Source organism: Fictibacillus sp. B-59209 (genome assembly GCF_036216745.1).
GTDB lineage: Bacteria > Bacillota > Bacilli > Bacillales > Fictibacillaceae > Fictibacillus_C > Fictibacillus_C marinisediminis.
This window is the reverse complement of sequence record NZ_JARMMC010000014.1, coordinates 25,386-50,024: the sequence shown is the minus strand read 5'-3', so window position 1 is coordinate 50,024 and position 24,639 is coordinate 25,386. Positions and strand designations below refer to the sequence as shown.

27 protein-coding genes and 1 other annotated feature are annotated in these 24,639 nt (G+C 43.1%); of the genes, 1 reads left to right on the top strand and 26 read right to left on the bottom strand.

What is annotated here, in order from left to right; genetic code table 11:
* Positions 1-362: 362 nt before the first annotated feature.
* Positions 363-1,253: a 1,4-dihydroxy-2-naphthoate octaprenyltransferase gene (gene menA / locus P4361_RS09230; RefSeq protein ID WP_328089139.1), complete on the top strand. Its 891-nt coding sequence runs from the start codon at positions 363-365 to the stop codon at positions 1,251-1,253.
* A gap of 85 nt (positions 1,254-1,338) precedes the next feature.
* Here menA and P4361_RS09225 read toward each other — a convergent pair whose 3' ends face one another.
* The 26 genes from P4361_RS09225 to P4361_RS09100 all read right to left on the bottom strand — a co-directional run bounded on the left by P4361_RS09225 (position 1,339) and on the right by P4361_RS09100 (position 24,447).
* A complete protein-coding gene (locus P4361_RS09225; RefSeq protein ID WP_053357755.1) occupies positions 1,339-1,575 on the bottom strand; it encodes a YrhC family protein in 237 nt (78 codons plus the stop codon).
* Positions 1,576-1,696: 121 nt separating this feature from the next.
* Positions 1,697-2,830: a bifunctional cystathionine gamma-lyase/homocysteine desulfhydrase gene (locus P4361_RS09220; protein ID WP_062234270.1), complete on the bottom strand. Its 1,134-nt coding sequence runs from the start codon at positions 2,828-2,830 to the stop codon at positions 1,697-1,699.
* Position 2,831: 1 nt separating this feature from the next.
* The gene (locus P4361_RS09215) at positions 2,832-3,755 is read right to left on the bottom strand and encodes a cysteine synthase family protein (RefSeq protein WP_328089135.1); all 924 of its coding nucleotides are present in this window, start codon (positions 3,753-3,755) and stop codon (positions 2,832-2,834) included.
* Between the two features lie 14 nt (positions 3,756-3,769).
* On the bottom strand, positions 3,770-4,237 hold the full coding sequence (locus tag P4361_RS09210) for an S-ribosylhomocysteine lyase (RefSeq protein WP_053357752.1): 468 nt from the start codon (positions 4,235-4,237) through the stop codon (positions 3,770-3,772).
* Positions 4,230-4,934 (bottom strand): 5'-methylthioadenosine/S-adenosylhomocysteine nucleosidase, encoded by a 705-nt coding sequence (gene mtnN, locus P4361_RS09205; protein WP_328089132.1) that lies wholly within the window; start codon positions 4,932-4,934, stop codon positions 4,230-4,232. The genes P4361_RS09210 and mtnN overlap by 8 nt, the downstream gene beginning before the upstream one ends.
* 23 nt (positions 4,935-4,957) lie before the next feature.
* Complete coding sequence (locus P4361_RS09200) at positions 4,958-5,605, bottom strand: class I SAM-dependent DNA methyltransferase (RefSeq protein WP_062234261.1); 648 nt, start codon at positions 5,603-5,605, stop codon at positions 4,958-4,960.
* Between the two features lie 168 nt (positions 5,606-5,773).
* Complete coding sequence (locus P4361_RS09195; RefSeq protein WP_091004289.1) at positions 5,774-6,409, bottom strand: YrrS family protein; 636 nt, start codon at positions 6,407-6,409, stop codon at positions 5,774-5,776.
* Between the two features lie 90 nt (positions 6,410-6,499).
* Positions 6,500-8,233, bottom strand: coding sequence for a penicillin-binding transpeptidase domain-containing protein (locus P4361_RS09190; protein ID WP_328089131.1), 1,734 nt, complete (start codon positions 8,231-8,233; stop codon positions 6,500-6,502).
* Positions 8,234-8,330: 97 nt separating this feature from the next.
* Positions 8,331-8,807 (bottom strand): transcription elongation factor GreA, encoded by a 477-nt coding sequence (greA, locus tag P4361_RS09185; RefSeq protein WP_053357747.1) that lies wholly within the window; start codon positions 8,805-8,807, stop codon positions 8,331-8,333.
* A 166-nt stretch (positions 8,808-8,973) separates the two neighbouring features.
* The gene (gene udk, locus P4361_RS09180) at positions 8,974-9,615 is read right to left on the bottom strand and encodes a uridine kinase (protein WP_328089129.1); all 642 of its coding nucleotides are present in this window, start codon (positions 9,613-9,615) and stop codon (positions 8,974-8,976) included.
* Between the two features lie 22 nt (positions 9,616-9,637).
* The gene (locus P4361_RS09175; protein WP_328089128.1) at positions 9,638-10,294 is read right to left on the bottom strand and encodes an O-methyltransferase; all 657 of its coding nucleotides are present in this window, start codon (positions 10,292-10,294) and stop codon (positions 9,638-9,640) included.
* A 63-nt stretch (positions 10,295-10,357) separates the two neighbouring features.
* A complete protein-coding gene (gene mltG / locus P4361_RS09170) occupies positions 10,358-11,485 on the bottom strand; it encodes an endolytic transglycosylase MltG (RefSeq protein WP_328089126.1) in 1,128 nt (375 codons plus the stop codon).
* Between the two features lie 266 nt (positions 11,486-11,751).
* Positions 11,752-12,051 carry a DUF1292 domain-containing protein gene (locus tag P4361_RS09165; RefSeq protein ID WP_053357743.1) on the bottom strand — a complete coding sequence of 100 codons (300 nt, stop codon included), beginning with the start codon at positions 12,049-12,051 and terminating at the stop codon, positions 11,752-11,754.
* A gap of 10 nt (positions 12,052-12,061) precedes the next feature.
* Complete coding sequence (gene ruvX, locus P4361_RS09160; RefSeq protein ID WP_091004271.1) at positions 12,062-12,490, bottom strand: Holliday junction resolvase RuvX; 429 nt, start codon at positions 12,488-12,490, stop codon at positions 12,062-12,064.
* Positions 12,490-12,762: an IreB family regulatory phosphoprotein gene (locus P4361_RS09155; RefSeq protein ID WP_053357741.1), complete on the bottom strand. Its 273-nt coding sequence runs from the start codon at positions 12,760-12,762 to the stop codon at positions 12,490-12,492. Before P4361_RS09155 ends, ruvX begins: the two co-directional genes overlap by 1 nt.
* 83 nt (positions 12,763-12,845) lie before the next feature.
* On the bottom strand, positions 12,846-15,482 hold the full coding sequence (alaS, locus tag P4361_RS09150) for an alanine--tRNA ligase (RefSeq protein ID WP_328089124.1): 2,637 nt from the start codon (positions 15,480-15,482) through the stop codon (positions 12,846-12,848).
* Between the two features lie 64 nt (positions 15,483-15,546).
* Positions 15,547-15,766 (bottom strand) — a binding site (T-box leader).
* 26 nt (positions 15,767-15,792) lie between these two features.
* On the bottom strand, positions 15,793-16,890 hold the full coding sequence (locus P4361_RS09145; protein WP_256226174.1) for an AI-2E family transporter: 1,098 nt from the start codon (positions 16,888-16,890) through the stop codon (positions 15,793-15,795).
* 72 nt (positions 16,891-16,962) lie between these two features.
* Positions 16,963-17,127, bottom strand: a complete 165-nt coding sequence (locus P4361_RS09140; protein WP_156316357.1) for a hypothetical protein — start codon at positions 17,125-17,127, stop codon at positions 16,963-16,965.
* Between the two features lie 35 nt (positions 17,128-17,162).
* Entirely contained in the window at positions 17,163-17,360 is a 198-nt protein-coding gene (locus tag P4361_RS09135; RefSeq protein WP_053357738.1) for a hypothetical protein, read from the bottom strand.
* A 24-nt stretch (positions 17,361-17,384) separates the two neighbouring features.
* On the bottom strand, positions 17,385-17,885 hold the full coding sequence (locus tag P4361_RS09130) for a PRC-barrel domain-containing protein (RefSeq protein ID WP_328089449.1): 501 nt from the start codon (positions 17,883-17,885) through the stop codon (positions 17,385-17,387).
* A 19-nt stretch (positions 17,886-17,904) separates the two neighbouring features.
* Positions 17,905-20,205, bottom strand: a complete 2,301-nt coding sequence (gene recD2, locus P4361_RS09125) for an SF1B family DNA helicase RecD2 (RefSeq protein ID WP_256226175.1) — start codon at positions 20,203-20,205, stop codon at positions 17,905-17,907.
* A 57-nt stretch (positions 20,206-20,262) separates the two neighbouring features.
* A complete protein-coding gene (locus tag P4361_RS09120) occupies positions 20,263-20,910 on the bottom strand; it encodes a tetratricopeptide repeat protein (protein ID WP_425590241.1) in 648 nt (215 codons plus the stop codon).
* A gap of 91 nt (positions 20,911-21,001) precedes the next feature.
* Positions 21,002-22,126 (bottom strand): tRNA 2-thiouridine(34) synthase MnmA, encoded by a 1,125-nt coding sequence (gene mnmA / locus P4361_RS09115; protein ID WP_053357734.1) that lies wholly within the window; start codon positions 22,124-22,126, stop codon positions 21,002-21,004.
* A gap of 95 nt (positions 22,127-22,221) precedes the next feature.
* On the bottom strand, positions 22,222-23,361 hold the full coding sequence (locus P4361_RS09110; protein WP_062236971.1) for a cysteine desulfurase family protein: 1,140 nt from the start codon (positions 23,359-23,361) through the stop codon (positions 22,222-22,224).
* A gap of 26 nt (positions 23,362-23,387) precedes the next feature.
* Entirely contained in the window at positions 23,388-23,807 is a 420-nt protein-coding gene (gene cymR / locus P4361_RS09105) for a cysteine metabolism transcriptional regulator CymR (protein WP_053357733.1), read from the bottom strand.
* Positions 23,740-24,447, bottom strand: a complete 708-nt coding sequence (locus P4361_RS09100) for a YitT family protein (RefSeq protein WP_328089118.1) — start codon at positions 24,445-24,447, stop codon at positions 23,740-23,742. The genes cymR and P4361_RS09100 overlap by 68 nt, the downstream gene beginning before the upstream one ends.
* Positions 24,448-24,639 lie beyond the last annotated feature (192 nt).

The window sequence follows — 24,639 nt, the reverse complement described above, 5'->3', positions numbered from 1 at the left end:
TACTGTCCAACGGCCGAACATCGATTTGATTTATTCAGTTGCTTCAGAGTTGAAATTGTTTTACATTGCATCATGGTGTTCGACCTCCTTCAATAAATTCTGATTTTTCTTACATGGTAATTATAACCACATCATGGTAACTTGTAAACCTCTTTTACCAAACAATTTATTTATATGCATCCTCCTTATGAAAGATACCCGTTGTTTTGCGGAATTTCATAGAAAGAAAAACATTCCATACTTACCATCACAAATTTCATTTTTTGTATAAAACACAAGCATTATGTGTACCTTTTCACAAACATTTGTTTTATAATGGATATGCCTAATAATTTGTATTTCGTAAGATAGGGGGAACGATTATGATAAGCCCTAAGACTATATTGGCCTCTACCCGGCCATTTTCATTGACGGCTTCTATCATACCTGTGCTTTTCGGTACCATTCTCGCCATGAAATGGACGGAGATCAACTGGGGAATCTTTTTATTAACACTCGCAGGCGCTATATTCATGCAGTGCGGGACCAACTTGGTGAACGACTACTTTGATTATAAAAAAGGTGCTGACCAGCCTGGCTCGCTCAGCCCGTCCGGAGTGATTGACCGTAAGGAAATGACACCTGTGCAAGTCCATATTACAGGACTCATCTTCTTTGCTTTAGGAAGTATTATCGGATTAATTTTGGCCAGTCTGACTGGCAGCTTTATTTTATATATCGGAATTCCTTCTCTGCTGATCGGGTACTTTTATACGGCTACCCGCTATGCGCTAGCCTACAATGGCTTTGGGGAATTTGCTTCAGGAACGACACTTGGAGTTTTGGCTGTTATTGGCTCCTACTACGTCCAGACGCTAACGGTTCACTGGGAAACGGTACTTATTTCACTTCCAAATGCATACTTGATCATGGCCATATTGCACGCCAATAACCTGAGGGACATCGATACGGATAAATTGATCAATAAGATTACGATTGCAGGATTAATCGGCAAAAAAGGAGCTCGAATCGAGTATTATATTTTAATGCTTGGTACGTATATTATCCTGTTGCTGCTCGTAATTGCTTCACTGCTTCCTGCATGGAGTTTGATCGCCATCGTTTCTTTGCCGATTGCATTAAAAGCAGTAGGAATAGCAGCACGCACCTGGGAGCCTAAAGAACTGAACAAAGCACTCGGACTCACAGCAATGCTTCATTTAGGCTTTGGTCTTCTGCTATGCATCGGTACATTCATCGGTATTTCAATATAAGACTTATAAGCTTTAGTGCCTTGTTCTGGCGCTAAATCCAGATAAAAAAATCCGGCAGCCCATCATGGCTGCCGGATTTTTTTATTTATTGTATCTCTTGTAAACGTTTCTTTAATCTCTTCGCTTGATAATACATAAGAGCAGTAAAACCAAGCCCTGTCATGGAAGTTGCTCCGCAGACAATCGCATCTGCTGTATCTTTCCCTGCAAAAGGAATCACAGTTCCTAAATAAAGAAACGAGCTTAATGATAAAAGGATAATCCCGTAGTGCTGATAATCCTGAATTTTAACTTTAATATCTTGAATAACTTTTGAATCCATTACTTAATCAGCCTCCTAACCTCTTATATTACAATAACATATATCAGGTGGCTGCCGACTACGTAATATTTGACAAATATATAAAAAAACTCCCGGTTCTATCTGCCGGGAGTTTTTTCTCTTATTGAAGCGCCTGCTTCAAATCTTCAATTAAGTCATCTGCATCTTCAATTCCGACTGAGATGCGGATTAATCCATCAGTGATTCCGAGTTCTGCTCTGCGGTCAGAAGGAATGGACGCATGCGTCATCTGAGCAGGAACAGAAATCAGGCTTTCTACTGCACCAAGGCTTTCTGCTAAGGTAAAGTAATGTACCTTTTTCAAGACTTGGGCAGCTTTCTCGCCACTACCTACATCGAATGATACCATCCCGCCAAAACCACCTGCCTGCGCTTTTGCGATGCTATGCTGAGGATGGCTTTCAAGTCCAGGGTAATAAATTTTTTCAACGCTTGGATGATTGGACAGAAACTCTACAATTTTCTTCGTATTGGCCTCGTGGGCTTCCATACGAAGACCGAGCGTCTTAATACCTCTGATAAGGAGCCAAGAGTCCTGCGGCCCTAAGATGCCGCCTGTAGAATTCTGAACAAAGTGAAGATCCTCAGCCAGCTTATCATCGTTTACAACGACGATACCTGCCACGACATCACTATGCCCTCCAATATATTTAGTAGCCGAATGAAGAACAATATCAGCTCCTAATGTAATTGGTGTTTGCCAATACGGAGTGCTGAACGTATTGTCCACGATAAATAACAGGTTGTTTTCTTTCGCCAATTGGGAAGCTGCTTTTAAATCGGTTACTTTTAACAATGGGTTTGTCGGTGTTTCAACATATAGTGCTTTTGTATTCGGTTTGATCGCTTCTTTTACTGCATTTAAATCGGTTGTATCAACAAAAGTGGCTTCAATACCAATTCGGTTGAGGACTTTAGATACAACGCGGTATGTCCCGCCATATACATCATCCGTCAGGATCACATGGTCACCTGAACTGAACAGCATCATAACAGCTGTAATGGCTGCCATACCAGAACCGAAAGCGAAACCTCTTTTTCCTTCTTCAAGGTCTTTAACAAGCTCTTCTAGTGCAAAACGGGTCGGATTTCCTGTTCGGGAATATTCATATCCTTTATGAACACCCACTTCTTCTTGTTTGTAGGTGCTTACTTGGTAAATCGGAAACGACACGGCACCTGTAGCTGGATCACCCGGAATTCCGCCGTGTATCAATTTTGTTTTCCTTTTCATGTTAAATGCCTCCTTCGTATATCTTTTTGCTTAAATATCGGTCACTTCCATCGGGGAAGATTGTTACGATTGACGAACCTGCAGGAGCTGTTTCTGCTTCCAGCAATGCAGCATGAAGAGCAGCACCTGAAGAACTGGCAGCAAGAATGCCTTCTTTTTGTGCCAATTCTTTCACCCTGTTAAATGCGTCAACATCGCTAACTGTATGGATCGCTTGAAAATAAGAAGAATTCATGTAGCCTGGCAAGAATTCCATACCGATTCCTTCTGTTTTATGAGGTCCTGACTGGCCGCCGTTCAAAATCGACCCTTCTGGCTCTACAATGACCGTTTTAATTTCCGATTTCTTTTCTTTTAGGAACTGTGCGGTACCCATGAATGTACCGCCAGTGCCGGCTCCTGCAACAAAGATGTCAACCTCGCCGTTTAAGTCCTGCCAAATTTCTGGTCCAAGTGTTTTATAGTACGTAGCAGGATTGGCCGGATTGGAAAACTGAGCTGGAGTAAAGGAGTTAGGAATCTCAGTAAGAAGCTGTTCAGTCTTCTTTATCGCTCCCTTTATACCTTCCTCTGTTGGCGTATTAATAATGGTTGCGCCTAGAGCTCTCATGATGTCCTGCTTTTCCATACTGAACTTTTCAGGGATAACAAACGTAACGTTAATACCTCTGTTAATAGCTGCCAATGCCAGACCAATTCCTGTATTGCCTGCTGTCGGTTCAATGATGGTACCGCCCTCCACCAGTTTTCCTGTACGGAACGCTTCATCCAGTAATTCTTTCCCCAGCCGGTCTTTCACGCTTCCTCCAGGATTGAAATATTCAAGTTTGGCAAATAGCCGCACCCCATTTGGCAACGGGAACTGAGTCAGTTGGACCATCGGTGTATTACCGATTAACTCATGTATATTTTTATAAACCGTCATCACACAAACTCCTCTTATTCAGCAAACACCTTGTTCCACTCATCTTTTTTCGCTAACATTTTTTCTGCAATCTCTTTTGCGCCTTCCAAGCTGTGATTGGCAGCCCATCCGCATTGAACTTCGTTGCAGGCAGGTACTTCCTCCGCTTTTAGAACATCATGCAATGTTTTTTCTAGGACCTCAAGGATTTCATCATAGTTGTCATGGTTAATGACTGAAAGATAGAATCCGGTTTGGCAGCCCATTGGACTGATATCCACCACTGAATCATGATGGTTACGGATATTTTCTGCCATTAAATGTTCGATTGAATGAAGCCCCGCCATATCCATATGATCTTTGTTCGGCTGGCAAAAGCGAATATCATATTTATGGATAACATCTCCATTTTTACCTTGGGTTGTACCAGCAAGACGTACATAAGGTGCTGCAACTTTAGTATGATCAAGATTGAAGCTTTCTACATTCATTTTTTTAACCATTATGTTTCAACTCCTCTATCATTAATAAAATCAATTCTGCCGAGTGCTTGGAGGCAGTATCTAAAAATTGGTCATAAGATACGCGGGCATCTTTACCGGCTATATCTGAAAGAGATCGGATAATGACAAACGGCACCTTGAACTGATAGGCAACCTGAGCAATCGCCGCCGCTTCCATTTCTGCTGCATACAATCCCGCAAGCTTTGTCCGGATAAATTCCACTCGTTCATGATCGCTCATGAACGAGTCACCTGAAGCGATCAGACCTTTTGCTACTTGTATTCCGCTTACCTTCTCCGCACTTTTTACAGCGATGGAAACAAGATCGGCATCCGGTACATAGTAGGCCGGCATCTGTGGAACCTGCCCATATTCATAGCCAAAGATGGTTGCATCCACATCATGATGGCGAACTTCCGTTGAGATGACGACATCTCCAACATTCAGGTCTTTGTGAAACCCTCCGGCTGATCCTGTATTGATAAGGCAGTCTGGTTGAAACATCTCAATCATCAACGTTGTTCCAATAGCGGCATTTACTTTACCGATACCCGATTTCAGGAGAATGATATCAATTCCATCAATCTTCCCAGTATAAAATTCACAGCCGGCGAGCGTTTTGTCCTGCCTGTGTGATAGTTTATCCCGAAGAATGATGACCTCTTCTTCCATAGCACCGATTATTCCAATTTTCATAGCGACAACTCCAATATATTCTGTTAAATTTTTTTCGTTTTAACAGCTTCCATCAGCCAGACGTAGGTATTTAATTTTTCAAAAGAAACTTCAAAACCATGTTTCTGAAAAATTTCATTCAGCACTTCAAGCGTCGTATAATATTCCGTCTGAAGATCCTGCAGCAGGTTTAAATAACCTTGTTCTTTTACGATGCGGTACCTTTCCTGCCGGTCCGCCTCATTAATGAAAGCTGTATCCGCAAATACAATTTTACCATTTTCCTTTAAAATCTGGCTATATAATTGGATAGCAGAGTCTTTTTCTTTATCTGTAAGGTGATGGAAAGCATAGGTGCTTACGATAGCATCAATCTCTCCAGGAAGTTCTGGAAATGCCAAAAAGTCTCCATCAAAAAGCTGCAGGTCTGTAAAACGGGCTTTTGTCTTTTCCCGCATGCCTTTTGAAGGTTCAATACCATAAACCGTTCTCCCGGCATCCAGCAGTTTTTCGGTCAGGTTTCCAGTACCCACTCCAAATTCTGCGACAGTTCCTGTCGTCCTTGAGGCAACCGCTTCAAGAATTTCTCCATATCGTTCAAATACTTCCTTATATTCTTCATCTTGGCCTGACACTGATTGATCGTATGATTCTGCCCACTCATCAAATAACGAAATAAATTCTCTGCCCATTTATCCCACTCCGTCTATTTAAAATATATAATTCCTATCACTATACTATGAATTAAAACTTTACAGGTTCCAAGATATCACAGAAATCAGGAATAATCAATCAAACGGCACTCTCATTTTTGGACGAAAAAGCCGTCTGAACAAATGTTCAGACGGCTTAAGCTTTTATTAATTTTTTGTAACGCTTGTGGGTTTCCAGCCTTTGCCGTCTTCCCATTGAAGCTGAACTTCATATCGGCTTCCATCTTCCTTTGAAAGGACACGTCCTACCGATTTGTCCGGTGCCCCTCCATTACCCAGCCACAATAATGTCATTTGATCCTCGGGTATTCCTGTTGCATAGGATAAAGCCTTTGTTTGTTCGTTCCAGTCCGGAGTTCCTTTATCGTACGATTTGGTGTGTGTTCCTGATTGTGAGGTTCCCACAGGATCCCATGGACCATCTGGGCCTCCCCCTTCAGGTTTATCGGTCTCTTTTTTAGCTGCATCATCTTTATTTTTATCTTCGCTGTCATCTTTCTGCGAAGAAGAATTCTGATCCGTACCAGAGGAATCTTTGTTCTTATCTTCATCTACGACGATCGAGTCGTCTTTCTTTTTTGTATCGGTTTTAGAGGAAGAGGAATGGTTTTTCTTATCCTGATTACCGTGAGCAGGAGAAGAAGACGTCGGGCTGCTGCCTCCGTTCATGAATATGTTAGCTCCGACAATTATAATCAAGAGGATAACTACTCCGATTGCAATGTTTAATGTTCGATTTTGTTTTCGCTTTTCAAAGCGAGAACGGTATTGTTTTCTGCTCATACAAACCTCCTAAAAAAGTTTTGCTATATCAATTTTACCACGATAAACGAATTCGACAAGTTTGAGATTTTGAGTATGTAGCAGAACTTATTATTTTTCTTTATCGTTATTGTAAATCTTTTTCACAATATCGGCATAAGCCGAAATAACAGTTGTACGTGCACCTGTATAATCTAAATCAATAACAACGAGCGCATATTTTGGATGGTCGGCAGGAAAATAACCGGCAAACCATTTATTTGAAGTATTAGCTTTCCCTTTCTCTGCCGTTCCGGACTTGCCCGCCACTGCATATGGCAGACCCTGTAACGCCCTCCCTGTTCCTTTTCGATCGGTTACCACGCCGTTAAGAAGCATCTGAAGCTTTTGCGCAGTATAAGGCTGTATTTTTGCTTTTTTCTTATGGTCTTGAAAAGTAAGCAAGGTATTCCCGTTTTTATACAGGATTTTTGTCGCACCTTTCACTTCCTCCACTTTTCCTCCACGAGCGATGCCAGCTATCATATTTGCAACGGATAAAGGTGTAACCTGGACATCTTTTTGGCCGATTGCCGTTTGAGAGATGGCTAATGGCTGATTTTTGTCGTAGCGGTCAGCCCAGATCGTTGCATGCTCTTCTTCCGGAAACTGTTTGAAGTCTTGATAATGATAAACTTGCCCGTTCCAGCCTGATCTGCCGGTCAAGCCAAGCTTCTTGGCATAGTCATCCAACATGCTATGATCTTTTTTCATCATATCATTAGCCAGCAGGCCGAATGTCCGATTGCAGCTTTGTGAGAAACTGCTGTTAAAGTCCAAATTTCCTAGTGGATGCTTGGCCTTCTTCCCATCGATCCCGAGGTCACAGTCAAACGTCCTCTCTTTTTGAAGATCTTTATGCTCAATGGCAGCGGCCGCCGTCACGATTTTAAAAACAGAACCCGGAGCATGCCGAGTCAGCATCTGGTTTTTGCTTAAGCCTGTTTTGTATGGCCGACTTACCATACCAAGCAGTTCATTGCTCGAAACGTCCAGCAGTACAGCTCCGCCATTTTTTATACCGCTTACGTCAACAGCACACTCAAGAATGGCCTGCAGCTTGCTGTCTACCGTGGTTTTCACACTAACTGGATAAAAGGGATTGGATGGAGCAAGGTATTTAACTTCCAGACCGAAAAGGGGAGACCCTGACCGGTCAACATGATAGATCAGCTTCGTCTCTCCTTCAGAGATCAAAAACGGATCAAACGCCTGCTGAAATCCCGTTTTTCCAATTTTTGTATTAACACTGATCATCCCTTTATCAAGTTTATCTTTATAATTTTTCTTGATCACTTCCGGGGCTTGTCCCGTTACGCCGAGCAAGGAACTGGCAAACTCCGAGTGCTTATTTCTTGCAATATAATGAGCATAAACTCCTGGAAGCTTTAATTTATTGATTCTTTCCATTGTCTGGGTCGTAATATCATCTTTCTCATCAGCGATAACGAAGGGTTCTTCGTGCCCTTCAACCGCTCTCCGAATTACAGAAGGACTTTTTCCCAGCACATCCGCCACTTTATCGATCGCCTGCGCTTCACCCTGCAAAAAAGGGAATAAAATAACAGCTGGCTTTAATTCCGCGGAGATCATCTCGCCATTTCGGTCAAGCAGCAGCCCTCTTCCTTCATTGATTGTAAAGGAATGTGTGCGTTGTCTTACACTCTCGTCAATTAGATTGACCTTATGTTTTGAAAAGGATTCTGTAGATACTAGCTGTATCTGAATCAGGCGCCCGGCAAGGAGAAACAAACCCAAAAGAAATAGCGAGCCGGAAATCACTATGCGTTTATGAATGCTTTTCATAAAGACCACCTCATTTTCATTGTGGTCTCTCCCGGCTCTAAATAAACTTGCTGCCTGCCTAAAACAAAAAACAGCGTCATCTAAGACGCTGTTTTCCTTATTTTACTTCTAAAATTCGTACACTTATTTCTCCGCCTGGAGTTTGTACTGAAACCTGCTCTCCGACTTTCTTGCCTAAAAGGCTTTTTGCCATCGGAGAATCATTTGAGATTTTCCCTTCAAACGGATCGGCTTCCGCGCTTCCGACAATCATGTAAGTTTCTTCGTCACCATCTGGAAGCTCAAGAAACTTTACAGATTTTCCGATGGATACGCTGTCTCCTGCCGCTTTATTTTCTTCAATGATCACGGCATCACGTACCATTTTCTCCAATTGAACGATTCTGGCTTCAACAAAAGCCTGTTCGTCTTTTGCAGCATCATACTCCGAGTTTTCGGAAAGATCACCGAAGCTGCGAGCGATTTTTATACGTTCTACTACTTCTTTTCTTTTTTCAGTCTTTAAATGTTCTAATTCGTTCTCTAATTTTTGCTTGCCTTCAAGCGTCATATAATGTTTTTTCTCTTCTGACATTCTGAATTCACTCCTTCAATTAATCAGTACCCTTGATAACTATATATGTCGTCAAACAGATCTGATATGTATATCGGATTTCTTACACCTTACTAAAAAATAAAGCGCTTGCCAAATTTATTGGTGGCAATAAACCGAACCATGCGGAAAAAATGAGGACTCAGCCTCATTTTTTTAGGATTGCTTTTTCTTCAAGGATAGTTTGAATTTTGGTGACCATCAAATCGATTGCTACCCGGTTTTGTCCGCCTTCCGGGATAATGATATCCGCATACCGTTTTGTAGGTTCAATGAACTGGTTATGCATCGGACGGACTACTGATGTATACTGATCGATTACTGATTCGAGCGTACGTCCTCTGTCACGAGTGTCCCTGACCATACGCCGGATAATCCGGACATCGGCATCCGTGTCGACAAATAGTTTGATATCCATTAGGTCCCTTAGACGCTCATCTTCCAAAATTAAAATACCTTCAAGAATGATTACATCTTTCGGTTCGACTGGGATAATTTTATCACTTCTTGTATGTGCTGTATAGTCATAAACCGGTTTTTCTATGGATTTATATTCCAAAAGTTCGTTTATTTGACGAATAAGCAATTCATTGTCAAAAGCCAGAGGATGATCATAATTTGTTTTGAGACGCTCGTCCATCGTTTTGTCGGATTGATCTCTGTAATATGAATCCTGCTCTATAATCAGAATCGACTGATCGGCAAACTGGCGGTAGATTTCCTTGGCAACTGTAGTTTTTCCAGAGCCTGAACCCCCGGCTACCCCTATGACAATCGGTTTGTGTACCATGTTCTTTCTCCTTCCAATCTCTCTAACGCTGCTCTTTATCCTTTTTCATGCTGATGGCTAAGCCGTCGCCGACAGGCAGAATGGCAGTTGTATACTCTTCGTGGTTCATGAGAAACTCATTGTAAGAACGAATCTTTCTGACTAAGGATGCCAGCCGTCTCGTTCCAACCCCGCTGTCATCGGCAACATAGCCTTTAAACAGAATATTATCTGAGATCATGATGCCTTTCGGCCGAAGTTGCCTTCCATAGTTCTCAAAAAAACGCTGGTATTGTCCTTTTGCGGCATCTATAAATATAACATCGAAGGGTGCATGTTTTTCTGCCTCTGCTGCTAATTCATTGGCGTCACCCAGCAATACAGTTATTCTGTCCGTAAATCCTAATTCCTTAATATTGGCCACAGCCAGCTCGTATCGTTCCGGATCTTTCTCAATGGTAACGATCGAAGCATCCGGTACAGCTTCTGCCATACGAATCGCAGAATACCCTATGGCTGTCCCTACCTCCAAGATTTTTTTCGGCTGGATAATTCGGAGGTGCTGAAGCAAGGCTTCAATGCCGACGAGCTCCATGATCGGAACACTATGCTCTTTTGCATACTCCTCAATTTCCACTATTCTCGGATCTCGATCAGGTATTAATTCTTCGATATAGTCCTGTACTTCTTTTGTGATCAAGGCGATGCCTCCTTACTTAACCCGGAACATTATATCATAAAAGCATAATGTTATGTTTTCTTTTTAGCTTTTCCTTGCGTGCGCCTGCCATTCATCCCGGTATTTTTGAACGACCTTTGTATGTTCCTTGTATGTTTTTGTATAAATCACTTGACCGTTTGGGCGGGCATAGAAAAAGTAATATCCCGACGGTTCTGGCTTCAGTGCAGCTTTAATCGACTCTTCTCCTGGAGATGCCACCGGGCCAATGGGCAGCCCTGGATATTTATACGTATTATAAGGTGAGTCATACTTTAGTTCTTTGTAGAGAACTTGTACTTTAAAGTTTTTACGTGCATATTTAACGGTTGGGTCGGAATCAAGCGTCATTTTCTTTTTTAACCGGTTGTAAAAAACACCTGATATTTTAGGCCGATCTTCTGGCCTTTGAGCTTCCTCTTCAATCATTGATGCTAAAGTCAGAACTTCATAAGGCTTTTTCTTACTTTTATTAATTTCAGCCTGGTAGTTATCCATGACCCTTTGCGTTTTTTCCACCATTTTCTTTATAACCGCTTTTACATCAGGTTTTTTCTCATCAAACTCATATTTTGCAGGGAACAAATACCCTTCAAGAGGATAATAGACCTTTTTGTCAAAAACTTTATTATCAATAATAGGAAACTGTGCCTGCAGCTCTTTCACAAATGTTCTGTTGTTCATAATCTTCATTACTTGTTCTTTGCTTTGGCCGGTGTTTTTTGCCACTACTTCGGCTACTTGCGGAATGATAAAACCTTCAGGTATGGTGAAGGAGGTTTCAGGATGGCGAAATACTTTACCGTTCTTTAAAGCGGCGATCAGCTGATCGACATTCATTGAAGGCTTAAGGTCATAGACGCCAGCCTGCAAATTTCCAGACTCTTTAGATTTGGCATACACCTGAAAGACCATGCTGCTGGTGATCAGCCCTTTGTCTTCTAAAATTTTTCCGATAGTGGAAACTGAAGAACCAATCGGTATATCTACCGTAATCTTTTTATCGTTATGTTTGTTTACAGGTCCAAGCGCATCTTTTATGTATGTATATCCATATACAGCAGCTGCGGCAATGATCACAAAGATCAGAAATAGAACGACTGCTGTATTTCTTTTTCGGTTTTTCCCGCCGGAATCAAGAGGGCCTCCCGAAACCGTATTTAATATTAACACCCTTTTTCTCTCCCTTCATCTGCTTAATTATACTGATAAGTAAAAATCATGTCTAGCTTCCATAATTAAGAAAAGCGCAAGCGTCTCTGTTAAAGTCCGATATAGAATAAGTTCATCATTAATCGATGCCGGACTTATGCCCTGCGGATACTAGCGCTGCAGCCAGACACAACTCCCAGATAAAGGGATTTGAAGTGATAAGACCTTTAGTATGCTCCAATGTCATAAAAAAAAGCAGCTAAAGTTAGACTTTAGCTGCCAATCGATTATTCTTCTTCATCTTGAAAAGCGTTTAGTGTTTCTTCGATCATTTGCCATTCTTCATCTGTTTCAAGAGGGAAAAGCTCGATATCGTCTTCCCCTTCACCCTTGTCTACAAAACGGAAAGGAAAAACTTCCTGCTCTTCGCTCTCCTCATCTTCTTGATCGTCACCAGCTGGTACGAGCAGAATGTAAGAATGGCCTGTCGGAGTGGTGCTTCCGTCAATCGTCATTAGTACTTCAAACAGGTTCTCTTCTCCATCTTCTCCTGGAATGATAATGTGCTCTTTTTCTTCATTTGCCATTTGAATCACCTCAATTTTTTAATTGGCGGCTGTCTAAATAACCTTGCAGAATCAAAACCGCTGCCATCTTATCAATCACTTGTTTCCTCTTCTTGCGGCTGACATCTGCTGAAATCAGCATTTTTTCTGCAGCCATCGTCGTTAACCGCTCGTCCCATAACACGACGGGAAGTTCAAACCGCTTTTCAGCCTCTCGGGCAAATTCCTGGCATGCTTCACCGCTCGGACCAATGGATCCGTTCATGTTTTTGGGTAAGCCTACTACAATTTCTTCAACTTCGTACTGTTTGACCCACTCGCCAATACGTTCAAAGACTTCGTCGGGCTGATGCGGTTTTCTCCTGACCGTCTCAATTCCCTGAGCAGTCCAGCCCATGGCATCGCTGACGGCCACTCCAACCGTGTGGGAACCCACATCAAGTCCTAGAATTCTGGTCATTAGAGAGAATCCTTTTCCTTCGTATCAAGATAGGATTTAACCAGTTCTTCAATAAGTTCATCCCGTTCAATTTTACGAATCATCGTTCTGGCATCCTTATGGCGCGGAATATAGGCTGGGTCTCCTGATAACAGATACCCGACAATTTGATTAATCGGGTTATAGCCTTTTTCCTGCAGTGCTTCATAAACGGAGAATAGCACTTTTTGTACATTTGGATCCATTGAATCGTCATGAAAATTAAACTTCATTGTTTTATCCATAGAACTCACGGCCAACACCTCTTTCTCTAACTTCTCCCTTTTGACTGAATGTATTTTCCCTTTATACAGTCATTGTACCCTTAATGCTGTGATTAGCAAACAGATTTAACTGCTTCAACCACCGATTCCAATGCAGATTCCAATTTTTCGGGATCTTTTCCTCCAGCTTGGGCCATGTCAGGACGGCCTCCGCCGCCTCCGCCGCAGCGTGAAGCTACTTCTTTTACAAGATTGCCGGCATGGTAGCCTTTTGAAATCAAATCTTTTGTAACTCCGGCTACAATGTTTACTTTATCATTATTTACTGCTCCGAGTACTACAATTCCGCTCGAAAGTTTATTTTTTAAATCATCAACAATGGACCGCAGGCCATTCATATCTGCAGCATTTACTTTTTTAACAATCAGAGAAACACCATTGACCTCTACTTTTTCGTTGATTAAGCTTCCTGCTTCCAAGTTGCCTAATTTAGAAGACAAAGCTTCCTTCTCACGCAGAAGTTCGCGAACTTGGCTTTGAAGTGTTTCGATGCGGTGCGGCACTTCTTTTGTATTGGTTTTCAGTATAGCAGCAGCGTCACGAAGAACCTGAACCTGTTCCTTCATCGCCTGGTATGCTTCTTGTCCTGTTACAGCTTCAATCCTTCTTGTTCCAGCACCGATTCCTGTCTCAGAAAGGATCTTAAACAATCCGATCTCAGATGTATTATGAACGTGGCATCCACCGCAAAGCTCAAGGCTGTAATCCCCAATCTGAACGACACGGACCACTTTTCCGTACTTTTCACCGAATAAAGCCATTGCACCCATAGATTTTGCTTCATCGATTGGTTTCAGCATCTTATCCACTGCGATCGTCTTCCAGATTTTCTGATTGACGATTTCCTCGATGCGCTCCAGTTCCTCAGGAGAAATACTTCCGAAGTGAGAGAAGTCAAATCTAAGTCTTCCTGGGGCGACGAGAGAACCAGCCTGATTAACATGAGTTCCCAGAACATCTTTCAGCGCCTGATGCAGAAGGTGGGTAGCCGTATGATTTTTTACAATGGCAGCACGCTTTTCAGCATCTACTTGTGCCACGGCTTCAATCCCTTTGCGCAAGCTTCCTTTCACTACCGTTACAGTATGAAGGTTCTGACCGTTCGGCGCCTTCTGTACATCCTTCACGTACAGTTCTACACCTTCTCCAATAATAGTTCCCTGATCGGCTACCTGACCGCCGCTTTCAGCGTAAAACGGAGTGAGATCCAAGATGACCTGCCCCTCTTCTCCTTCGCCTAGCAGGTCTACCCGCTCACCGTTTTGAAGAGTCTCCAGCACTTTTGAAGTACTTCTTTCTTCATCATAACCGACAAATTCACTGTTGGTTTTGATATCGCTGAGTACGCCTCCCTGCACTTGCATGGAATCTACATCCTGGCGCGCAGAACGAGCACGTTCACGCTGTGCTTCCATCTCTTTTTCAAATCCGGCACGGTCGACTTCCATATTGTGTTCAGCAGCGTACTCTTCGGTCAGTTCAAAAGGAAAACCGAAAGTATCATAAAGTTTAAACGCATCTTTTCCTGCAATCGTGCTGCTGCCTGATGCTTTTTCTTTTTGGATGACATCTTCAAGAATCGCCAATCCTTCATTGATGGTTTCATGGAAACGTTCCTCTTCGTTCTTGATGACGCGCTGAATAAAAGGAACTTTCTCTTTCACTTCAGGATAAAAATCAACCATTATGTCAGCAACAGTCGGTACAAGTTCAAACATGAACGGACGATCTAAGCCTATCTGTTTAGCGAAGCGTGTCGCTCTTCTGATCAGGCGGCGAAGAATATAACCGCGTCCTTCATTTGAAGGCAGAGCATTATCTGAAACCGCAAAAGCGACCGTTCGAATATGGTCAGCAATTACCTTAAACGCCGTATCCGTTTCCTTGCTTACTCCATACTTGCTGCCTGTAAGCTGTTCAGTCAGCCGAATCACAGGGATGAAGAGATCTGTGTCATAGTTGGTCGGAACGTTCTGGATGACGGAAACCATGCGCTCAAGGCCCATTCCTGTATCAATATTCTTCTTCGGAAGTGGAGTATACGTTCCATCAGGATTATGGTTGAACTCAGAAAAAACAAGGTTCCATACTTCAAGATAACGGTCATTTTCTCCACCCGGGTAAAGTTCCGGATCTTCTGGGTCATTACCGTACTTTTCTCCTCGGTCATAGAAGATCTCTGTGTTTGGCCCACTCGGTCCTTCTCCGATATCCCAGAAGTTTCCTTCCAGACGGATGATTCGTTCTGCAGGCACCCCTACTGTCTTGTTCCAGATATCGAATGCTTCATCATCTTCCGGATGAATGGTTACAGAAAGCATTTCAGGATCAAAGCCAATCCATTTTGGATCTGTTAAAAACTCCCAAGCCCAAATGATGGCTTCTTCTTTAAAATAGTCCCCGATAGAAAAGTTCCCAAGCATCTCAAAGAATGTGTGGTGTCTTGCTGTGATTCCTACATTTTCAATATCATTTGTACGGATTGACTTCTGCGCATTCACGATTCTTGGATTTTCAGGGATAACCCTGCCGTCAAAGTATTTTTTCAGCGTTGCTACTCCACTATTAATCCATAGCAAAGACGGATCTTCGTGGGGGACGAGTGATGCACTTGGCTCGACACTGTGGCCCTTCTCCTGGAAAAAATCCAGAAACATTTGTCTTACTTGAGCAGACGTTAAAGTTTTCATCTTTCCTATCTCCTTTCTGTGTAAAAACGACAGGCAAATAAAAAAACTCCCGTTCCTGATCTGCATCAGGGACGAGAGTTGTTATTCACGCGGTACCACCCTGGTTATGAACCCGCTTTCAATGGGGATCATCACCTTAAATAAACGTTAACGGGGTTTAACCGGCAGGTATTAACTGCACTCGGGAGTAGCTTTCCGTTCCTCTTACTTTTAGAAACCTTTCAGCCGTGGGTTTCCTCTCTATAAAAGGGTAGAAACGTACTTATCTCCATCATCGTTTTGCTTTATCTTGCAGTAAGTATAATTCCTTCTAGGGCATTTTGTCAATCTTTGCCGTAAGTCTGTGATCACGGATGTGAACAACGATCACTTTAAGTATAGAAAACACAGGAACAGCTAGGATCAAGCCAAGAATTCCACCAATTTCTCCGCCTGCAAGGAGGGCGAGGATAATCAGAGCTGGATGGATATGAAGGCTTTTGCCAACGATTAGAGGCCCTAAAATATTTCCTTCTATAAATTGAAGCACAAGCATAATTCCTGCAACAATCAGCACCATTTTTACAGAGATCGTGAATGCGATGAATATAACCGGAACAGCACCAAGAATTGGTCCAAAATAAGGGATAACATCGGTTATGGCAATAATAATCCCAAGAATAATCGGATAAGGCATGCCTGCCAGCCAGAGAGCGAGCACAGCAGCTGCACCAAGAAGACTCCCGACAAACAGCTGCCCGCGTATATAGCCGCCAAGAGACCGGTCAATATCTTTCAATAAGTGAATGCCTTCTTTCCGCCATTTTTTCGGGGTTATATACCAGCATGCTCGTTTAATTGCATCAATATCCTTTAAAAAATAAAAGACAAGGAACGGAATGATAATCAAGACAAAAAAATAATCGACAATTTTTTTTATGGATCCGATCACATTGGCCGCACTTTTTTCCAAGTATTGTTCAGCCGATTGGATATAATCTTCAATGCGGAGATGGATGGAACGAGGCAGCCGGGAGGTATGGTGGTCCACTTCCAGCAGCCAGTTACGGTACGTTTTTGATATGGCAGGTATATTTGAGACGAGTTCCCGTATCTGAAGCACCATGTATGGGATGCCTTTGTATACTCCGTAGCCGATACCGCCAAAAAACAAAACGTAGATAAACAGAATCGCCAGCGTCCGCGGAACGCCCCAATGATGCAGTTTTTCTACGAGGGGATGAAGCAAGTAGGTGATGAACACCGCAATAAAAAAAGGGATAAACACCGCTTTGACCGTTGTCAGCACAGGTGTCCAGAAAGGGGCAAGTTTAAGCAGCAGCCAGCCGCATAAAAACAAAAGTACCAACAGAGACAGGCGGATGATCCACTTCATATACTTTTCTCGATGTATAGTAATCACCTCCATTTATATTGTTGCCCCAACCTCTCATTTCATGAAAAAAAGTCCATGCTTTTTTTAGCATGGACTTTCATTTCTTTAATAAATGGCTTTTGCCAGTCTCTTACGCATTTTTCTTACTCTTTTAGAAGATAACAGGTCGTCCATCCTCATAAAATTCATCCCGTTTTTTCTGGATGATTTCATTCCTTTGAAAGCTGCCCAGATGCCTAGGGCAAGTAATGGTTTTAAAATGTTATTCATGTTGTCACCCACCCATTCATTAAGATCACTTAACGTTATTGTGCATCGGCATTAAAGGATAAATCTTGATCTTCAAAAAGATCATCAAGCGAAGTCAGACTGCCGTCTTCTTCCACTTGGTGAAGGGACAGCATGCCATTTACAATGGACAGTTCGATAAAACAATTCCAGCAATAATACTGATTGACACCGATCTTGCCTATATCCTTGCAGCTGCAGTTCGGGCATTTCAAATTGAGGGCCCTCCTTTATAGCACTTATCGTACAAAAAGCGACTGCTTCCCAATGGTTAACGGCTCGTGGGAATAGATGAGAGATCTTCCATCCGTCCAATCGGAAAACAAACCTTTTGTCACTTCAATTGCTACAATCCTGCCCCAATCATCAGAAAAATATACATCCTCTACTACGGCATTCGTTTCTCCGTCTTTTGAAAGGAGAGCCTGCTTTAAAATACAGCGAGGATGTTTTGCCATCGTAAAAGTCCCCTTAGCTTGGAAGGGTATCTTGTACGGCCTGCAGCTGCACAGCAATACAGAATCCTGGCCAGCCATCGACACAGAAGTGTAAGGCACATACTTCTTTCGAAAGGAAAAGGAAAGACTTTTTTCACAAATTATGAAACCAAGCACGTTTCCTTTAGAATCTACCACCACATCTTCTACTCGTCCGATGATTTTTTGGCTATCGGCATGCATTGCTCTTCGTCCTTTTAAAAAAGAAAATGTCCGCAAAGTAACCCCCACCCTTCCGAACATTCTTATCATTCCACGACTTCTAAGGGTTCATGCTTGAAACGTTTTCCATGTTAAACTGAGTCAGCCGCTCCTTCAGTCTCGAATACCTGGCAGATTCATCATTACGCTGAACAGCAAGTTCAAAGGCGGATTCTTCTCCGCACAGAATTAAAAATTCTCGGCTTCTTGTAATCCCGGTATAGATCAAGTTTCTTCGCAGCATACGGAAATAACTTTTCACCACTGGCATGATCACGATCGGAAATTCACTTCCCTGAGACTTATGGATCGAACAGCAGTAAGCATGTGTTATATGATGAAAATCTGATCGTGTATACACGACTTCCACATCATCAAACGCAACCACGAGCTGATCTTCCTTATCCGTCGTTTCTTTTGCATAAATAATGGATACGATCTCTCCCATATCGCCGTTGTACACGTTGTCTTCCGGCTGATTAACGAGCTGCAGTACCTTATCCCCAACCCTGAAAGCCACCTGCTGAATATTCAACTCGCGTTTTTGCGGCCCTGAAGGATTAAAGAGTTCCTGCAGCGTCTGATTCAGAATATCGATACCTGCATTGCCCTTGTACATGGGAGCCAGGACTTGAATATCCCTGGGCGTATACCCTTTTTGCCTCGCGTTTTGGCACACCTGTTTCACCACTTCCAGAACTTGCTGCGGCTGGCAAGAAAAGAAGCTTCGGTCCGCTTTTCTTTTTCTCAGATCATTCGGAAGTACGCCGTTCTTCATGTTATGAGCCAATTCAATGATGGACGAGCCTTCTGCCTGCCTGTAAATGTCTTTTAGTTCAACCGTGGGAATCACTTTCGATGCAATCAGATCCCGCAGCACTTGGCCAGGACCAACAGAAGGCAGCTGATCTTCGTCCCCGACAATAATGATTTGAATATTGCCTGGAACTGCTTTAAACAGGGCATGTGCAAGCCAAATGTCAACCATTGACATCTCATCTACTATAAGGAGTTTTCCTTCCAGCGGGTTCTCATCACTATGTTCAAAGCCCGCTCCGCCTTTCCACCCTAACAGACGATGGATCGTAAATGCTGGAATACCCGTGGATTCTGACATCCGTTTTGCGGCCCTGCCGGTTGGAGCAACAAGCAGCACAGGGAACGGTTCATCCTTCTTATAGGATGAAGGGTCCAATGAAACACCGTGCAGTTCTGCATATACTTCGACAATCCCTTTAATAACGGTAGTCTTACCCGTACCTGGACCGCCTGTAAGCACCATGACCGGTGAATAAACAGCCGTCTCGATCGCCTGCTTTTGTGATGGCGCATACTCGATTCCCAGTCTTTCTTCCAGTTCACCCAGTGCTTTTAGGAATTCGGAATGAGGAAAAGCTTCCTTATACTCCTCCTGGCTGGCAATGCCTGTTACCGATTCTGCAAGCCCTTTTTCAGAAAAATACAGTGAGGGCAGATAGAGCCTGTCATCCTCCATGACGATTTTTTGATCCTCTCTTAGGGCCTCAATCTCACGGAAAATATCTGAATCGTTGATCGGAGCTTCTCCATTGGTGAGCAGTTTTTTCACTTCTTCCATCACAAGTTCAGAAGGAAGATAAACGTGGCCGGCGTCCGTTCCCCTATCCTGAAGGATATATAAACAGCCTGCTCTGATCCGTTCCGGATGGTTGTATGAAAGCCCAATCCCTTTACCAAGCTCGTCGGCACGCTGAAAACCAATTCCTTCAATGTCATAGATGAGCTGGTATGGATTATTTTGAATGATATGAAGAGCTTCTTCCTTATACGTTTGATAAATTTTCATGGAGAGCTGGGGACCGATACCAAATGGATTCAGCGTCACCATGACCTGCTCAAGCCCTTGGTGCTCAATAAGAACGTCATACAAATTCTTTGCTTTTTCTTCATTCAGCTGCGGGATGCCATTCAACACATCCGGATTTTCCAATATCGCAGAAATGGCGTTTTCCCCCAGATGATTGACGATTGCTTCGGCTGTTTTCTTGCCGATTCCATGGAAGAGGTCACCAGAAAGATATTGAACCATTCCTTCTTTGGTCTGCGGCATATCTTTGCGGAACTGTGTCACATGATATTGTTTTCCGTATTTCGGATGTTCTTTGAAATGGCCAAAGAAAATATAGCGTTCATCCTGATACAGCGGAGGAAGAGTACCTGTGATTATTGCCTCCTTCTCATCGTACGATTCATTCGTCTCATGCACGCGGATGCGTGCGACAGTGTACAAGTTTTCCTGATTAAAGAAAATGGTGGTAAGCAGCGTGCCTTTTAAATATTTTGCTTGTTCATCGAATAAATCGAAAGAAGACTGTTTATCCATCTTTGGTCTCCTGACTTTAAAATAATTCAGACTGCACAGCTTTTTTCTCCACAGCCATTATTGCATTTTATTTTCCACGTTCTTTTTTCCGTTTGCAGCGAGATAATGATCGGGCTGTATACTGAGCGCCTTGCTGAAAGCATGATTGGCAGCGTCCAGTTCATCGAAGTAAACACAGGCCACACCAAGGTTATAAAATGCATCTGCATGACCCGGATCTTTTTCAGTTACCGTTAAAAAAACGTTTTTTGCCTGTTTTACCTGCTCGAGCTGAGCGAGACAGAGCCCATATTGAAAAAGAGACTCTGTGTCGTTTTCGTTCATTTCTGATGCACGCAGAAAATGCGGCAGAGCCCTGATTTGTTCCCCTTTTTGGACAAAGCACATACCGAGCATAAAATGAACGTCGCCCTCATTCACCCCTTTTTCCATCGCCTTGAGAAAGAATTCTCTTGCTTCTTGAAACCTTCTAAGCTGATAGAATGCGATGCCCGTACTATAAAGAGCAGCTCCTGCTTCCGAATCAAGCTCAAGAGATTTTTCGAAAAAAACGAGGGCTTTCTCGTGCTCGTGGACAGCCGATAACAAATTCCCATAGTTAATATAAGGTACCGGGTTGCCCGGTTCTTTTTCAATCTGCTGTTCAAGTGCTTTTGCCGTTTCCTCTAATTTACCCTTTTTAAAATAATCCTGTTCCACTGCCATCCTCCTGAAATCTGTTCTGATTAAAGTATAACAAAGAATGGAGCACCTTAATAAAAAAAACCAGTCCTTCATATACAAAGGACTGGTCGGCTTATAAATAAGAAATAGGTTCTCCGTTTTTGATAACCTCATCAATGGTAGCACCGCCAAGGCAGACATCTCCGTCATAGAAGACAACGGCCTGGCCCGGCGTAATCGCACGCTGTGGTTCATCAAATACCACCTCAAGGGTCCCATTATCCAGTTGAGTGACGGTAACACCTTTATCAGGCTGACGGTATCTGAATTTTGCTGTACAATGAAATGTTTTTTCTTTTGGCTGCGGACTTACCCAGCTTGGTTTAACTGCAACCAGACTTTCACTGTAGAGCGCTTCATGATCAAAGCCCTGTTCCACGAAAAGAACGTTCTCCTTCAAGTCTTTGCCAACAACAAACCACGGATCTCCGCTTCCTCCGATGCCAAGGCCATGGCGCTGTCCGATGGTATAATACATCAACCCGTCATGCTTACCCTTTACATCTCCATTGAGCGTACGCATCTCACCTGGTTTTGCTGGAAGATAATTGCTGAGGAACTCTTTAAAATCCCGTTCTCCAATAAAACAGATGCCTGTGGAATCCTTTTTCTTCGCTGTGGCCAGCCCGGCTTCAGCAGCAATTTTGCGAATCTCCGGCTTGTTCAATTCGCCGATCGGGAACATCGTTTTCTCAATCTGCTCCTGTGACAGCTGATTCAGGAAGTAGGTCTGATCTTTGTTCTCATCAACACCTCGAAGCATCTTTGCTTCTCCTTCTTCTTCCACAACACGGGCATAGTGGCCTGTTGCAACGAAATCAGCTCCTAGGTTCATGGCATGATCAAGAAACGCCTTAAACTTAATTTCTTTATTGCAGATAACATCCGGGTTCGGAGTTCTTCCCGCTTTATATTCTTCAAGGAAATAGGTAAAAACCTTGTCCCAATATTCTTTTTCAAAATTAACGGCGTAATAAGGAATTCCAATCTGATTCGCAACCGCGATTACATCATTGTAATCCTCTGTTGCCGTACAGACACCGAATTCATCTGTATCATCCCAGTTTTTCATAAAAATCCCGATGACGTCATAGCCTTGCTGTTTAAGCAAGAGTGCTGCAACAGAAGAATCCACACCGCCCGACATCCCAATGACGACGCGTGTTTCTGCAGGTGATTTTGATTGTCGTGCTGACATTCTCTTTCACCCCCCTTTCATTTTCAATGGCTCGTAAAATCTATTGAGAGCATGTCTTATGCTTTTTTGAAAAAATGCATATTTTAGAGTTTACCTTATTTTTGCAGACGTTTCACTATTTTTGCTGTCTCACGTGCCGTTTTCTCGATTTGTTCCTCTGTATTATGCAATCCAAAACTGAATCGGATCGCATTCTTTGTTCGATCTGTCTTTCCGAACATTGCCGTGAGTACATGGGAAGGCTCAATCGATCCTGCTGTGCAGGCTGATCCGCTAGAAGCCGCAATTCCTGCCAGATCAAGGTTTACGAGCAGCACTTCTGTTTTCACACCCGGAAAGCTGACATTTAAGATATGAGGCAGCCCGTGTTCAGCAGAACCATTTACCATGTGTTCAATGCCTTCTTCCTTAAATATGGACAACATGGTCTTTTTAAAACCTTCATATGTTTCTGCTTTTTGAGGACCTTCTTCAGCCATTATGGAAATGGCCTTCGCGAAACCCGCAATTCCAGCAACATTTTCTGTTCCTGCCCGGCGTTTCCGCTCTTGTTCTCCGCCAAAAAAGGATGGTGCAATGGAGACCCCATCACCAATATAAAGATATCCCGTTCCCTTTGGTCCGTTAATCTTGTGGCCGGATACACTCAGCAGATCGACCTGCAATTCTTGAACGTTTAGTGAGAGAACTCCGTATGCCTGCACGGCATCTGTATGGAAATAGGCGTGGTGATCTTTTAAAATCTCCCCGATCGCCTGTATATCCTGGATTGTTCCTACCTCATTGTTTCCATACATGACTGTGACAAGAATCGTATCTTCTCTCAACGCTTTTTTTAGAGCTTGAATTGAAATTCTCCCTGTTTCATCCACAGGCAGGTATGTTACCTCAAACCCTTGACGTTCAAGCTCCTCGCAAGCATGAAGTACGGCATGATGCTCGATCTGCGTGGTGATGATGTGCTTGCCATGTTCGCTATTGGCATAAACTGTGCCAAAAATTGCGGCATTATCCGCTTCCGTTCCCCCGCTCGTAAACATGATCTGGTTGGGATGGGCGCCGATGCTTTTTGCTGCTGTAATTCTCGCTTCATCGAGCAGCTGGCGTGTTTTTCTGCCAAATTGATGAATGCTGGAAGGATTTCCGAAGTGTTCTGTAAAATAAGGCAGCATTTCCTGCACAACGTCCGGATGAATCGGGGACGTTGCCGCATGGTCTACATAGATGCGATCCATAGGATCACCCGCTTTCTTTTCATTCATTAAATGTAAAACATGTAGGAGTCTTGTTCTCCTTCGCCTTGATAGTTCGCAAGATCATCCAATGTTGTGTTATCGAGTACATCTTTTACTGCATCACGGATCTTTATCCAAAGATCACGCTTTGCCGGCTCTTCGTCTTCCATAACCTCTACAGGGCTGATCGGCCCCTCGAGAACCCGAATGATGTCCCCGGCAGTGATGGTTTTCGCGTCTTGAGCAAGAACATAGCCTCCATAGGCACCCCTGATGCTTTTTACAAGCCCTGCATTCCTTAGCGGAGAGATCAGCTGCTCCAGGTAGTGCTCAGACAAACTGTGTTCTTTCGCAATCAATTTTAAAGCGACAGGCCCTTCACCGAACTTTTTTGCCAAGGCCATCATGATGGTCAAGCCATATCGTCCTTTTGTTGAGATCTTCATCATACACGCTCCGTTCTATCCAATAGTTAACGATTTTTTTACAAAAAGACAAGGTATATCCCACAATGCTGCCAATGGATACACAAAACAGGATGGTACCGAGGGAAACGGGTCCCTTTAGCAGCCACCCTCCTGCCAGAACAAAAAGTTCCATGAACAGCCTGATGTGGGCAACCTTTTTGCCGGTTTTCTCTGTCAATGCCAGCATTAAGCTGTCCCGCGGACCGGCGCCGCAGTCACTTGCAATGTATAGCCCGATTCCAAAACCGTTAATGATTAGCCCGGCTGCTAACATAATAATTGCCGCCGCAGTTGAATCAGGTGTTTTAAAAAACGGCAGCATCAAGTAACCATCTATAAATATCCCTACAAACAGCATGTTCAGAAAGGCTCCGGCCTGCGGCCATTTTTTAGTAAGCCATGAGGTCGCACCAATGATAAGAAATCCAATAATAATTGACCAAGTACCGATTGATAAACCAAACTGATAATACAAACCGATATGTAAAACATCCCACGGGGCACTGCCTAAATTGGCTTTAATCATGAGAGAGATTCCAAATGACATGATCAGCAGACCCATAAAAAACACAAGCCATTTGACAAAGAAGGGCCTTGCGAGGCGGTTTACTATTTTCATTAGTATTTCCTTCCCTGTGCCTGTTTTTGCATATAAACCCAAACTATTATAGCATGAAACAGCTTATTCTTGCATTCAAATGAACGGTATAGTACCTTTTGATTACAAAAGAATGAGATGCAGGAATGTCTAGCTTCAGCGCTTGCAGAGCCTTATCAGGGCGCTTGCGCTTTTCTTATTAGGAGGGTTCAA

Bases quoted from the DNA above. Each gene is read 5' to 3' on its own strand.
- P4361_RS09165 (WP_053357743.1), bottom strand. From the start codon at position 12,051: ATGGCAAATGAAGAAAAAGAGCACATTATCATTCCAGGAGAAGATGGA.
- P4361_RS09200 (WP_062234261.1), bottom strand. From the start codon at position 5,605: ATGGGCAGAGAATTTATTTCGTTATTTGATGAGTGGGCAGAATCATAC.
- alaS (WP_328089124.1), bottom strand. From the start codon at position 15,482: ATGAAAACTTTAACGTCTGCTCAAGTAAGACAAATGTTTCTGGATTTT.
- P4361_RS09215 (WP_328089135.1), bottom strand. From the start codon at position 3,755: ATGACGGTTTATAAAAATATACATGAGTTAATCGGTAATACACCGATG.
- P4361_RS09130 (WP_328089449.1), bottom strand. From the start codon at position 17,885: ATGTTCGGAAGGGTGGGGGTTACTTTGCGGACATTTTCTTTTTTAAAA.
- P4361_RS09195 (WP_091004289.1), bottom strand. From the start codon at position 6,409: ATGAGCAGAAAACAATACCGTTCTCGCTTTGAAAAGCGAAAACAAAAT.
- mtnN (WP_328089132.1), bottom strand. From the start codon at position 4,934: ATGAAAATTGGAATAATCGGTGCTATGGAAGAAGAGGTCATCATTCTT.
- cymR (WP_053357733.1), bottom strand. From the start codon at position 23,807: ATGAAGATCTCAACAAAAGGACGATATGGCTTGACCATCATGATGGCC.
- mnmA (WP_053357734.1), bottom strand. From the start codon at position 22,126: ATGTCAGCACGACAATCAAAATCACCTGCAGAAACACGCGTCGTCATT.
- P4361_RS09210 (WP_053357752.1), bottom strand. From the start codon at position 4,237: ATGGTTAAAAAAATGAATGTAGAAAGCTTCAATCTTGATCATACTAAA.
- P4361_RS09225 (WP_053357755.1), bottom strand. From the start codon at position 1,575: ATGGATTCAAAAGTTATTCAAGATATTAAAGTTAAAATTCAGGATTAT.
- P4361_RS09140 (WP_156316357.1), bottom strand. From the start codon at position 17,127: ATGAATAACATTTTAAAACCATTACTTGCCCTAGGCATCTGGGCAGCT.
- P4361_RS09120 (WP_425590241.1), bottom strand. From the start codon at position 20,910: ATGGCAGTGGAACAGGATTATTTTAAAAAGGGTAAATTAGAGGAAACG.
- ruvX (WP_091004271.1), bottom strand. From the start codon at position 12,490: ATGACCAGAATTCTAGGACTTGATGTGGGTTCCCACACGGTTGGAGTG.
- P4361_RS09110 (WP_062236971.1), bottom strand. From the start codon at position 23,361: ATGGATCGCATCTATGTAGACCATGCGGCAACGTCCCCGATTCATCCG.
- menA (WP_328089139.1), top strand. From the start codon at position 363: ATGATAAGCCCTAAGACTATATTGGCCTCTACCCGGCCATTTTCATTG.
- P4361_RS09220 (WP_062234270.1), bottom strand. From the start codon at position 2,830: ATGAAAAGGAAAACAAAATTGATACACGGCGGAATTCCGGGTGATCCA.
- greA (WP_053357747.1), bottom strand. From the start codon at position 8,807: ATGTCAGAAGAGAAAAAACATTATATGACGCTTGAAGGCAAGCAAAAA.
- P4361_RS09190 (WP_328089131.1), bottom strand. From the start codon at position 8,233: ATGAAAAGCATTCATAAACGCATAGTGATTTCCGGCTCGCTATTTCTT.
- P4361_RS09100 (WP_328089118.1), bottom strand. From the start codon at position 24,447: ATGAAAATAGTAAACCGCCTCGCAAGGCCCTTCTTTGTCAAATGGCTT.
- P4361_RS09145 (WP_256226174.1), bottom strand. From the start codon at position 16,890: ATGGAGGTGATTACTATACATCGAGAAAAGTATATGAAGTGGATCATC.
- recD2 (WP_256226175.1), bottom strand. From the start codon at position 20,205: ATGGATAAACAGTCTTCTTTCGATTTATTCGATGAACAAGCAAAATAT.
- udk (WP_328089129.1), bottom strand. From the start codon at position 9,615: ATGGTACACAAACCGATTGTCATAGGGGTAGCCGGGGGTTCAGGCTCT.